The 12598-nt window shown below is 39.5% G+C and carries 12 protein-coding genes; 6 read left to right on the forward strand and 6 right to left on the reverse strand.

Annotated elements, in window-relative coordinates:
- Window positions 1-76 precede the first annotated feature (76 nt).
- The gene (locus J1G40_RS09175) at window positions 77-3262 is read right to left on the reverse strand and encodes a glycoside hydrolase family 2 TIM barrel-domain containing protein (protein ID WP_265242330.1); all 3186 of its coding nucleotides are present in this window, start codon (window positions 3260-3262) and stop codon (window positions 77-79) included.
- A gap of 87 nt (window positions 3263-3349) precedes the next feature.
- Window positions 3350-3817: an ASCH domain-containing protein gene (locus tag J1G40_RS09180; protein ID WP_265242331.1), complete on the reverse strand. Its 468-nt coding sequence runs from the start codon at window positions 3815-3817 to the stop codon at window positions 3350-3352.
- 348 nt (window positions 3818-4165) lie between these two features.
- Between J1G40_RS09180 and J1G40_RS09185 the strand changes: the two genes are divergently transcribed.
- From J1G40_RS09185 to nadD, 6 genes are all read left to right on the forward strand, one after another.
- Window positions 4166-5218 carry a sugar phosphate isomerase/epimerase family protein gene (locus J1G40_RS09185; RefSeq protein WP_265242332.1) on the forward strand — a complete coding sequence of 351 codons (1053 nt, stop codon included), beginning with the start codon at window positions 4166-4168 and terminating at the stop codon, window positions 5216-5218.
- Between the two features lie 11 nt (window positions 5219-5229).
- Window positions 5230-5985, forward strand: coding sequence for a DUF1080 domain-containing protein (locus J1G40_RS09190; protein WP_265242333.1), 756 nt, complete (start codon window positions 5230-5232; stop codon window positions 5983-5985).
- Between the two features lies 1 nt (window position 5986).
- On the forward strand, window positions 5987-6808 hold the full coding sequence (locus J1G40_RS09195) for a DUF1080 domain-containing protein (RefSeq protein WP_265242334.1): 822 nt from the start codon (window positions 5987-5989) through the stop codon (window positions 6806-6808).
- 70 nt (window positions 6809-6878) lie between these two features.
- Window positions 6879-7736 (forward strand): YicC/YloC family endoribonuclease, encoded by an 858-nt coding sequence (locus J1G40_RS09200; RefSeq protein WP_265242335.1) that lies wholly within the window; start codon window positions 6879-6881, stop codon window positions 7734-7736.
- The gene (gene gmk, locus J1G40_RS09205; protein ID WP_265242336.1) at window positions 7736-8335 is read left to right on the forward strand and encodes a guanylate kinase; all 600 of its coding nucleotides are present in this window, start codon (window positions 7736-7738) and stop codon (window positions 8333-8335) included. Before J1G40_RS09200 ends, gmk begins: the two co-directional genes overlap by 1 nt.
- On the forward strand, window positions 8332-8916 hold the full coding sequence (nadD, locus tag J1G40_RS09210; protein WP_265242337.1) for a nicotinate (nicotinamide) nucleotide adenylyltransferase: 585 nt from the start codon (window positions 8332-8334) through the stop codon (window positions 8914-8916). Before gmk ends, nadD begins: the two co-directional genes overlap by 4 nt.
- A gap of 33 nt (window positions 8917-8949) precedes the next feature.
- On the opposite strand, the gene J1G40_RS09215 is transcribed toward nadD, so the two are convergent.
- The 4 genes from J1G40_RS09215 to J1G40_RS09230 form a co-directional block, all read right to left on the reverse strand.
- Window positions 8950-10119 (reverse strand): sialidase family protein, encoded by a 1170-nt coding sequence (locus J1G40_RS09215; RefSeq protein ID WP_265242338.1) that lies wholly within the window; start codon window positions 10117-10119, stop codon window positions 8950-8952.
- A 129-nt stretch (window positions 10120-10248) separates the two neighbouring features.
- Window positions 10249-10755: a nicotinate-nucleotide adenylyltransferase gene (locus tag J1G40_RS09220; protein WP_265242339.1), complete on the reverse strand. Its 507-nt coding sequence runs from the start codon at window positions 10753-10755 to the stop codon at window positions 10249-10251.
- A gap of 160 nt (window positions 10756-10915) precedes the next feature.
- On the reverse strand, window positions 10916-11320 hold the full coding sequence (locus tag J1G40_RS09225) for a hypothetical protein (protein ID WP_265242340.1): 405 nt from the start codon (window positions 11318-11320) through the stop codon (window positions 10916-10918).
- A 177-nt stretch (window positions 11321-11497) separates the two neighbouring features.
- On the reverse strand, window positions 11498-12592 hold the full coding sequence (locus J1G40_RS09230; protein WP_265242341.1) for an amidohydrolase family protein: 1095 nt from the start codon (window positions 12590-12592) through the stop codon (window positions 11498-11500).
- Window positions 12593-12598 lie beyond the last annotated feature (6 nt).

Genomic DNA, 12598 nt, shown 5'->3' on the forward strand with positions numbered 1-12598 from the left:
AAAAACATATCCCTCTATAAAATTCAATGAGTATTTTATGGAGGGGTAATTAATTTTAAAGGTGTTTTATAGATTTCTATTTAACCGGTGTTATTATAAAACTGTAAGACAGATCTGTGGGTAGAATTTGATATTCCTTATGCGGCATTAATCCCCAGCTGTTATCACCTCCAACACCCATTTGTTTATAATCTATATTTATATTGATAAGATCGCGTTCCGGGATATCGTAGGTATGTCTTTGGTTTTTTGTCGGGCCCTCATCAAAATCTGAATTGTACTGATGGTGTGCACTAAACTCAAATGGTTGCCCCGCACTTATTATAATTCCTTTGCCATTGTCATTGGTAAAAGAGACTGTTCTTATATCAGTTCGATTGCCATTTTCCTGCGGCCTGATGTAAGGATAGTACAGCTCTTTAACTTTTGCATTGTAAAGTCCCACTAACGCAGAAGTATTGCGATCCTGGTAATTTTCATGTGGCCCCCTGCCAAACCAATTTACATCATCGTATTGTTTAGCAATAATAAAGTTGGTTCCGAATTTGGGTAAAATGGGAAGGTTCTCTTTAATATTCATCAGTTGATTCCTGACCAAAATCTCACCTTTGTTATTGATACTATAGGTAATGGCAACTTCGCCTTCCACCGCCGGTAATTTGTAAGTCGCAACTACATTTAAACTGTTTTTAACCTTAAAAGGATTCCTGCTTAATTTTATAAGGTCAAGGGAAGTTTCCTGTTCATCATAATTTAATTCAAGGCTGGCAAGAGGCTGTGTCGTTGTAGCCAGCTTCCACTTCTTTAAGAGCTCCGGCATATTATATCCATAATCATTGTCGATTGGAGCACGCCAAAAATTGGGCTGCATCCCTTTAATTATCAAATTTCCATTGCCATAATCCAAAGATACCACACTGCCGTTTTCACTATTAATACCCACTTCAAATCCCTCCCCACTTATGGTAATAATCTCGTCGTTCTTTGCCACTGAGATGCCCTCTGTAGTATTGGTAAATACTGATGGGACAAAGGCTGTGAGCTGAAACTGCTCATATGCTACCAGATGACCTTTTGGCATCAAAGGTGCCGCAGCTTTGGTTTTTGCATAAACGGTTAAATAGTATTCTGAAAACGGGTTCCGGAGAGCAGGCAAACTTACCTGAACAACTTTAGTTGCACCAGGAGTGAGTGCTACCGATGATAATTCACCTTCTTCAACGGGGATACCATTCTCTGTTAATTCCCATGAAAAATCAAAATCGGACAGATCGGTGAAATCGTAGTTATTTTGAATTCTGAGCTGGCCTGTTTTCAGATCCTGATTGTGGAACTTAATATATTGATATACTTTTTTCACTTCAAACAATGAAGGGTGCGCAGACCTATCCGGATTAACTATCCCGTTAAGACAAAAGTTATTATCGTGCTGCAGATCATGACCGCCAAGATCACCACCAAAGGCGTAAAATTCAATTCCATCTTCGTTTTTAGACTTTAACCCCTGATCTACCCAATCCCAGATAAAACCACCTTGCAATACATCGTATTTCTCAATAACATCCCAATAATCCTGCAAATTTCCTACGCTATTTCCCATGGCATGAGCATATTCACATTGTATAAAGGGCCGTTTGGGACTATTTTCGGCATAAGCTACCATATCTTCTATTGTGGCATACATAGGGGCTTGTATATCGGTATTTTCATATTTAGTAGCTCCTTCATACTGTACTGGCCTGGTAGTATCATGCTCCTTTAACCATTCATAAGTGGCCACAAAATTGGCGCCATTACCCGCTTCATTCCCTAGAGACCAGGTGATAATGCTTGTGAAATTTTTATCTCTTTCAAACATCCTGATCGTCCGGTCCAGATGCATAGCTTTCCATTCCGGACGATATGCCGGATGCATCTCTTTTGCCTTCTCATTGTAGTCCAGTCCCTGGTTTGTAGTCCCCATCCCATGTATTTCAATATTCGCCTCATCTACTACATAGAAGCCGTATTTATCGCATAGGCGGTAGAAATATTCATTTTTCGGATAGTGGCTGCATCTGATGGCATTGACATTATTCTGTTTCATGACCTCCAGGTCCTTAAGCGTTAGTTCCTCAGATACAACATGGCCTGTAATTTCATCGTGGTCATGCAGATTTACGCCTTTTAAAAGTACGGCCTTTCCATTGACAAGAAACTGATTGTTTTTTATCTCCACCTTCCGGAATCCTATTTTCTCGGCAATGGCCTCCCGGGTATTCCCTTTTTTATCTGTAAGGGTAATTAAAAGGGTATATAGATTGGGATTTTCCGCATCCCAGGTTTTAATATCGGGCAAGAATTGTTTAAATGATATTTGCTGCTCCTGTTTCTTTAAGGTTTTACTTTGATTCCAAATGGTACTTTCCCCATCTAATAATTTAACCTCCACGGCAAGACCTCGAAGTTTTTCTCCGGCTAGTTTAACATCTAGTGAAAATACTCCATCCTTGTAATCATTTTCAAGGTCACCTACAACACGAAAATCTTTGATGGTATTTTTGTTTGTCGCATAGAGATATACATCTCTGTCTATACCGCTTAAGCGCCAAAAATCCTGATCTTCCATGTAACTGGCATCAGACCACCTGAGAACCTGAACTGAGACTGTATTTAATCCGGGTTGTACATAGTCGGTTATGGCAAATTCTGCCGGGGTTTTACTTCCCTCATTATATCCTACCATTTTACCGTTAACCCATATATACATTGCGCCACTAACGCCACCAAAATGGAGGTATATTTCTTTGTTTTCCCAATCTGCCGGAAGTTCAAAGCTGTGTTTGTAACTACCTACATTATTTTCTTCATGTGGGATAAAGGGCGGATTTTTAGGAAAAGGATAAACAATATTGGTATAAATTGGAATACCGTATCCTTGTAACTCCCAGTTGGAAGGCACAGCTATGGTTGGCCAATCTGCAGTGTCAAAACCGTCTTGATAAAAATCTAATGCTCTCCCCGCAACATTTTTAGACCAGTGAAAACTCCAATCCCCATTGAGCGACATATAAAATGATGAATTCTCCCAGCTGTCATTTTGTAAAGCCTCCCCGGCATTAGGGTACCGATAAAAACTGGCAGTAGGAGCTTCTCTATTTATTTGAAATATCTCTGGATTCTCCCATTCCGGATCTTCCCAGACAGCCGTTTGCGCTAAAGTTACTGCAGTACACATTGTAAAAAAGAGGAGTAAAAAAGATGGCAGATGGTTACGGAACATAATATAAACTTTAATATTTTAAATGATATTTTTTGACAAAACGCTCTCTGTAGACCGCTGTTGAATTAAACAAGTACAGAAAGGTAATTAGGATCTTTCAAAAACTTTCTCAAAAACTTCACATACCACAATCATACTTTCTCGGGGAACCCGCCCAAATGCTGCTAATTCCCTGGTATAGTAATCCCAGTGAACTTCCTTCCAATAGTCTAAAGATCCCTTTTTTTCCCCTTCGAGTTTCGCATAGGAAGATCTGATTGCAAAAAAAGGCTTTAACCTAACAGCCACGGTACGTACAATGCAATTTGCATTACCATCCCAATCTGTTAATACGGTAAAATCACCAATCTTAGGTAACGCCTCTTTCCTGTATTGAAGGCCTAATAAAGAGTGTGAAATTGCTCTTTTTTTTCCAGCCAAAACTAATTTAAGAAGTCTGTTGGCGTCCTCCTCATTATCTCTCAAATGAGTAACTCTTGGTTCATCTGTAAAAGCATATTCCAGATGTTTATCCAGGTAATCGCCCCACATATTTCTTGCTGATGCATTCTTCATAGTTTTTAGTTTGATTTAGGACAATTAATCTGTTTTAAATTGTTCAGTGGCATGATTTGCCACCCTGGTAGTGAAAGCCATATATATAATTGAAAGATTAACACAGTTTGCTGATAAAGAAGAATTCCATGGAGGCCCATCTCCGTATAATTCCTGTTTCCGCAACTCTTACATCATACAGGTTATTTTGATTCATCCTACTATTTTTATTTTTATTCTAAGGTATTTCCTATATTTATGACTGGACTTTTTTTAAGTATACCTTAAGTTATATGCGCCTTTAAATATAGGGCTTAATTCTTAAAATTTGATAAAACATTAATTTCAATAATCCAACTAAACACAAGAATGAAAACAATAAAAGGACCTGCCGTTTTCCTGGCACAATTTGTAGATAGTAAGGCCCCTTTTAACTCTCTGGATGGTATGTGCAAATGGGCTGCCGACCTGGGGTATAAAGGAATTCAAATCCCTACCTGGGAGAGTTTTTTAATAGATATAGATAAGGCAGCGGAAAGCCAGACCTATTGCGACGAGTTAAAGGGAAAAGTAAACTCCTATGGTCTGGAGATTACAGAACTTTCTACTCACCTGCAAGGGCAACTGGTTGCGGTTCATCCTGCATATGATCTGATGTTTGACAATTTTGCACCTGATAGTGTAAAGAACAACCCCAAAGCAAGAACGGCCTGGGCAGTTGATGTGGTTAAAAAAGCCGCTACGGCGAGTAGAAGATTGGGGATTAAGGCCCATGCAACTTTTTCAGGGGCCTTGATATGGCATACCTGGCACCCCTGGCCACAACGCCCACCAGGACTGGTGGAAATGGGATTTGAGGAACTGGCAAAAAGGTGGATGCCAATACTTAATCATTTTGATGAGGAAGGTGTGGATGTTTGTTATGAAATACACCCGGGTGAAGACCTTCATGACGGCGATACTTTTGAGAGATTCCTGGCGGCCACCGGAAATCATAAAAGGGTGAATATCTTATATGACCCAAGCCATTTCGTTTTACAGCAGTTAGACTATATAACCTATATAGACCATTACCATGAATTCATTAGATCTTTCCATGTAAAAGATTCTGAGTTTAACCCTACAGGTAAGAAAGGTGCTTTTGGAGGGTATAATGACTGGGGAGACAGGGCCGGAAGGTACAGATCATTAGGTGACGGCCAGATAGACTTTAAAACTATTTTCTCCAAACTTACTCAATATGGTTGTGATGTATGGGCAGTAATGGAATGGGAATGTTGTATTAAAAGCCCGGAACAGGGAGCCCTGGAAGGCGCCAAATTTATTCAGGACCATATTATAGAAGCCACCGAAAAAACCTTTGACGATTTCGCAGGCGGAGATATAGATAAGGAGATGTTGAAGAAGATATTAGGAACATAAAAAACCACCCGATGAAACGATTGTCCTTAGTTTTATTTATTCTTGTTATAGGCTTAAGTTGTAAAGAGAAAAAAGAAGATAAACCAGTTGATGCTGAACCTCTGGCAAAGGCTGAAGAACAACCGCCACCTCAGGAAGAAGACTGGATAGTTTTATTTGATGGCACTTCTTTTGATAACTGGAAGGGCTATCTGCGAGATGATATTCCGGAAACCTGGAAGATTGAAGATGGCGCAATGGTATTTTACCCTCCGGAAGACAAGCCAAAAGGAGAAAGCTATAATCTTGTCAGCAAAAATGACTATACCAACTTTGTACTTTCCCTGGAGTGGAAAATAGCTGAAGCCGGAAATAGTGGTATTTTTTGGGGGATAAAGGAAGATGAGAAATACGGACAGCCTTATCAAACCGGACCTGAGATACAGGTGTTGGATAATGAAAAGCATCCCGACGCAAAAAACGGGACCACCCATCAGGCAGGTTCCCTTTACGATATGGTGGCCCCATCAGAAGATGTGACCAATCCTGTAGGGGAGTGGAATACATGTATCATCACCATAGACCATAATCAAAACAAAGGGAGTGTGCAGCTGAACGGTAAAGAAATAGTTGCCTTCCCATTAGCCAATGACGCCTGGAATGAAATGGTTTCCAAATCGAAATTTGATGGATGGGAGGGATTTGGAAAATTCACCACTGGAAAAATCGGGGTGCAGGATCATGGAGATCAGGTTGCATTTAGAAACATAAAAATAAAAGAGTTATAGGATGAAGTTAAACCAATGTATTTATATTTTCACTTTGGGCTTTTTAGTTGTGGCTTGCAAAGGTGAGGCACAGGAAGCAGAAGTAAATCAGGAAGCAACCGAAAGTGAGGTTATTATTCATACGGAGTATAGTGGGGAAGAACCTACCAAACCAGAAGGAACAGAATTTTATGAACCCATACCTCCGGTAGTTAATCCAACTGGGAATAATGGGGCTCCAAGTGATGCCATAGTCCTTTTTGATGGTAGTGGTTTTGATCAATGGGTAATGACAAACGACAGTACTGAAGTTGTCTGGCATCTGAATGATGACGGTAGTATGACGGTAAAAGACAAAACAGGAGATATCCAGACCAGCCAGAACTTTGGGGATATTCAATTGCACATAGAGTGGAAATCTCCGGCCGAGGTACAGAGAGACGGTCAGAACCGTGGGAATAGTGGGATCTTTTTATCCGGTTTATACGAAATACAGGTGTTAGATAATAATGATAATGACACTTATGTCAACGGGCAGGTTGGATCTATCTATAAGCAACATGTTCCCCTGGCAAAGGCTTCTGTTCCTACCGGGGAATGGAATACTTATGATATAGTATATCATGCTCCTGAGTTTAACAGCGATGGTCAAAAGATCAAGTCCGGAACAATTACGTTAATCCATAACGGGGTGTTAGTTCAGGATCATGTAGAAATTAAGGGCACAACGCCTTATATTGGATGGCCTAAAAATCCTGTACATGGGGAAGGGCCACTTAAACTGCAAGATCACGGAGATAATAGTCGGGTTAGTTATAGAAATATTTGGATAAGAGAATTGTAGGCCAAATATCGGGATTCAAAAAAGTCAGTACCATTATTTAACTACCTTTGCCCAAATTCACATAGACATTATGATCCAATCCATGACAGGGTTTGGGAAGCACGTGATACAGCTTCCATCAAAGAAAATCACTATTGAATTAAAGTCCCTCAATAGCAAAAACCTAGACATTAATGCACGTATGCCTCCTTCTTATCGAGAAAAGGAATTGGAACTGCGCAAGACAATAGCCAGCTCTTTACAAAGGGGCAAAATAGACTTTAATCTTTATGTTGAAATCACTGGAGATGCAATTAGTGCGGGGATCAATGAGGGGGTGGTAAGGCGGTATATGGAACAGCTCAGAACTATTGCTGAAGGGGAAGACCTTAAACTCCTTGAGATGGCCGTAAGATTACCGGATGCCCTGAAAACAGATAAGGCAGACATAGATGAGGAGGAGTATATGACCATAAAGCAAACCTTGGAATTGGCTTTAACTGAAATCAACAGGTTCAGAACCGAAGAAGGCAAGGTGCTCGAAGAGGATTTTTTGGTTAGGATTACTGCAATAAATCGTCTGTTAGATGAAGTAGTGAAAATAGACCCGGATAGGTTAGCAACCATTCGGGAAAGATTAGATAAGGCAGTTGCCGATCTGAAAACAGAGGTAGATGCAAACAGGTTTGAGCAAGAGCTTATTTACTATCTGGAAAAATATGACATAACGGAAGAGAAGGTGCGATTGAAAAATCATCTGGATTATTTTTCAAATACTTTGAATTCTGATGATTCTAACGGTAAAAAATTGGGGTTTATCTGCCAGGAAATAGGAAGAGAAATCAATACTATTGGTTCAAAAGCAAATTTTGCTCCTATGCAGCAACTGGTTGTCCAAATGAAAGATGAACTGGAAAAAATTAAGGAACAAATGCTTAATGTGTTATAATGAAGGGAGGCAAATTGCTCGTATTCTCTGCGCCCTCCGGCAGTGGTAAGACCACTATCGTAAGGTATTTGTTAGAACAGCCAGAATTAAACCTGGCTTTTTCTGTTTCAGCAACCTCGCGCCCCAGAAGGGTTAAAGAAAAGCATGGAGAACACTATTATTTTATGTCTATTTCAGAGTTTAAAAATCATATAAAAAAAGGTGATTTTTTAGAATGGGAAGAGGTATACAGAGATAATTTTTATGGGACCCTTAAAAGTGAAGTGGACCGTCTTTGGGCAGAAGGGAAGAATGTCATTTTTGATATTGATGTTGTCGGAGGCCTTCGCATTAAAAAGAAATTTCCGAAAGAGACACTGGCAGTTTTCGTAAAACCACCAAGTGTGGACGAGTTAAAAATAAGACTTAAAAAAAGAAGTACAGAGAGTGAGGATAAGATAAATATGCGAGTTGCCAAGGCATCAGTAGAACTTGCAACCGCACCTCAGTTTGATAAGATTATTAAAAACTATGATTTAGACGAAGCTCTGGAAGAGGCCAGGAAGTTGGTACTAGACTTCATAAGTACTCCAGCCACTAAGTCTAATAGTGATAAATGAAAAAAGTAGGTCTTTACTTCGGCACCTTCAACCCAATTCATATAGGGCATCTGGTCATTGCGAATTATATGGTGGAATTCTCAGATTTAGATGAGGTATGGTTTGTTGTTACTCCCAAAAGTCCGTTTAAGACCAAGAAGACACTATTAGATAACAATCACCGCTACCAAATGGTTTATGAGGCCGTGAAGCACTACCCCAAATTAAAACCCAGTAAAATAGAATTTAATTTAACTCAACCCAACTATACCATTAATACTCTGGTTCACCTGGAAGAAAAATATCCTGGAGAATATTTGTTTTCACTCATTATGGGAGAGGATAATTTAAAGAGCTTCAACAAGTGGAAGAACTATAAATTGATATTGGAAAATCACGATCTCTATGTGTACCCAAGGGTATCTGACGGGAAGCATATTGAAGAATTTAGCGGACATCCCAGAATTCATAAGGTAGCTGCGCCAATCATGGAGATTTCATCCACCTTTATTCGCAAAAACCACAAGGAAGGGAAAAACATCAGGGCCATGCTGCCCGAAGGGGTATGGCAATATATGGATGAGATGAATTTTTATCGCTAACGTCTTTCTGATTAAATGGTTATTGACAAGCGATCACTGTTTTATGGTTACTTGTCTGAAAAGAATTTTTTTGTACTCATCTGTTTCGTAAAGTACACCAAGCGTATTACCATCCAGTTGTACCATATCTGAATAGGCCGCAAATCCATTGTGGACTTTAAACACTGTTTTCCAACTCTGGCTCTCATCCGTGCTCAACATAATTATAAGATGCTCTCTTTTTTCTGGGTTGGAAGGGGTAGAGAAGAAGATCATGTTCCTAGCTGTGTTCTCTCTGGGGTACCACCTTAAAAGTGCCGATTGGACAATGGGACTAGGAAATTTATCAGATTCAATTATAGGTTCCTCAAAAGATAGCCCTCCATCAAGGCTGTAGGTTTCCCCTCTGTTTTTAAGATGAGAGCCGCCTAGATGATCCCGGGTATTTACATAAATACGTCCGTCTAGCAATTCAACAATGGTAGTTTCATTGCTTTGCACCGCATCATTTAGATTATTGTCTACCGCACCTATTTTCCAACTATTGGCACTATCATCAGAATAAATAAGTGCCATGCAATAAGCTGAGCTTCCTTTCTTAATACTTATAGCTACTGGTACAACTATCCTGCCCTTATTTGCGCCGTGGCGTAGTTGTATGCCGTGAACAGGGCCCAGGGCATGCCACCGCCAGTGTTGTTGTTTTACAGTCTGGGTAATTTCCCTGGGTGTAGACCAACTAAGGCCATCATCCAAAGAGCTGGTTATATACGCCCTTCTTTGATTTTCTTCCTTGTAATCGGTATGTAGAATGTCATGTTCACTCAGGGTGGTTGTATTGAATAGCAGAATTATTTTGTTCTCCTGTTTCAGGTAGATGGGTACAGGGTTTTGTACCGCCATGGTATCCTGGTCATAAATAAGCTGCAGTGGTGCCCAGGTTTGGCCATTGTCTTCAGACCTTCTTACAACCAAATCTATATCTCCAAAATCGCTGGTAGAATTTTTTCTGCCTTCTGCAAAGGCCAATACAGTTTTATTGGTTTTAATAAGTGCAGGGATACGAAAAGAAAAGTAACCATTTAAACCAGAGAAGTAAGGCATCGAGGTAGATGAGATACTTTGAGAGACATCTTCAAAAGAGAGTTTCTCGCTTGCATCCTCCTGAGAAGTAGTGGTAAACACCACCAAGGTTATTAACAAAAACAATAATTTCCCGTTCATCTCTATTCCTTTATATCGGGAAATTAATGAAAATACCAGCACCGCCAAACAGATACAAAGGGATAAAAAAAACCAGCATCCTTACTACTCAGTCAGGATGCTGGTTTTGGTATGCAGGAATTAATAAACCTACATAAATTCACCATCTTCATTAATCTTAACTCTCATGGTTTTATCGCCATTTTTTAATCTGAGCTTGTAAGTTTGCTTAGCACCTTTGTTATCATTGTATTTTACTCGGTATACATCGCTGACTATCTCCCAATTTGGAAAACGTTCTGCTACTGCATCCCTGACAACAACCGGCAAGGCAACATCTTTGAATTTTTCAATAGTTCTAAGGACATTTCCTTTATCGTCGTATGCTGCTACAATTTTACCTTCGGGAATAAAAAATGATACGGTATAATAATCATAATCATCCTGATAAAAATCTGCTTGTGTTACATCATAAGAAGCAACTTTCCTTTCTAGAAGTTTAACCGGAACAGGAGCTAATCTGGAGTCGACCTGATTTAAATACTTGTAATTAATAGGTTTCACGATAACTTCTGATAACTCTATCGGTTGAGGGTCCTGACAAAAAGCTTGGCTGGCAAAGCCAATAACCATTAGGCCTAACAAAATTTTTTTCATAATATTTATTTTTTAATTTTTAGAATGCTGTTATTGATAATTAACAGTCGATAAAGCTATTGAATCAATAAGTCGTAGGAAATGACATTGCTCAGTTATGCAAAAAACATGCAATGCGTGAGATTTTAATAAAAATCTTTCTTGAAAAGGTTAATTGGCCTTATTGGGTGCTCATCAGCAGCTTGGAGGCCCAAATTTTAGCCTCTTCAATGCTATAGAAAATGTTCACAGGACAATCCATAAATTTTTGCTCCAAAAGTGCAATCCTGTAATTCATCTCGTCGTAAACCACAACGCCATATCCTTTTAAATTGGAGTATACTGTCTTTGCTTCGAGATGCAGGGTAGGATCAAAAGAATACGAATTTATTCTATTAGAGATATAAATCAGGGGAGTATCTGTAGTATAATACTCGAGCGCCTTGATAAAAAGCGGTAAACAATTATCAAAATTAACCACCACCCCTTCTTTCATTTCGGAGACCACCAGATTTGGATAAAACCGGAAAAAACCAATATCCAGTTCCAAGGTCCCAAGCTGCTTATCTGTTAGGGGATAAATCACTTTAAATATGTTTACTCCTGTTAAGTTACGATTTCTGGAATTAAGTTGTTACTGGAAAGGCTTTTTATTTTTGGGAGAACCGAAAATAATCAAATAGGTCTCCCAAAATACCTGGAAAAGAGAAGGAGTAATTGTATTATCTCAATGGCCTTTTATTGATTGGGGAATTACAACTGCCTAGTTTTTATAAATTTTACCGGCGTTATCGTTGTATAATTTTTTAAGCACCTTATCGCTGAGATCTAATCCATAGAGCGGCCAGTGATAAGAAAAGTGTTCCTTTATATAGAAGTGTTCGTCACTACTTTCCAAAATTCTAAAGGTAGTCTGATACATTGAGGAGGACATCCCCATATCGGTGCCGTATAGTAGCCTGTCCTGATACTTTTCAAAAAAAGCTTTGGCATGTCTTGGAATAGGGGCTAGTTCTGCATACCTGGCGCCGATTTCCGCAAATAAGTTGGGATACTTGTCTAGCATCTTCCCGATGATGTTGAGGTCATGACTACAATTTGCCAGATGACAGGCGATAAAAGTTGTCCCCGGATTATCCCGTACTGCATTCTCCAGGGTACCCATAAGCTCCTTATGAAGCAATAAATCCTCATTTGAGGTATCTATTTTCCAGGTGTATGCATTCATTAGACCGTCATTGTGTTTGTCCATAGGAAGGTACATCCAATAGGGGTCTGCAACATGTATACTCACAGGCATCCCTAATTCTCCACATTTGGCAAGAAGTGGTTTCATTCTCGTATCGTCAATATGCATGCCCGGGGCCTCGGTGGGTTTAGAATAAAAAAGACCAGCTCCTTTATCGCCCAGCTCTCCTACTCCTTTGGCGCCGATGGAGAAACAGCGCTCTAATTCCTTAACTGCTTTTTTACTCCACCCTTTGTCATTATAGCCCGTATAATCAAAGCCGCACCAAATTTCAAAACGCTCCCCGAACTTGGAATAGAGGTTATAAATACTGTCAAATGCTTTGCCTGTAGTATAGGTCAGTAAAATAGACTTTTCTACCCCGGCTTTATCCATATTGGAAATCCATTCCAGAATTTCAGATTCGGATTTGGCATATGGGTGTGTATGCACATCTATAACGGGATATTTGGCTGTGACAATCTCTGTTTTTGAGGTATTATAGGCAGAGACTGGTTGAAAATCTTTTAAAAGTAATTCTTCCTGAGCTGCCGCAAGGCAGGGTAGACTGGCAATAATACATATTGCAAGACACTTTTTTTTGATGAGATTTACTTTATAGTACCACATAGTCAA

It is taken from the genome of Muriicola sp. Z0-33, assembly GCF_026126425.1.
GTDB lineage: Bacteria > Bacteroidota > Bacteroidia > Flavobacteriales > Flavobacteriaceae > JAFMPW01.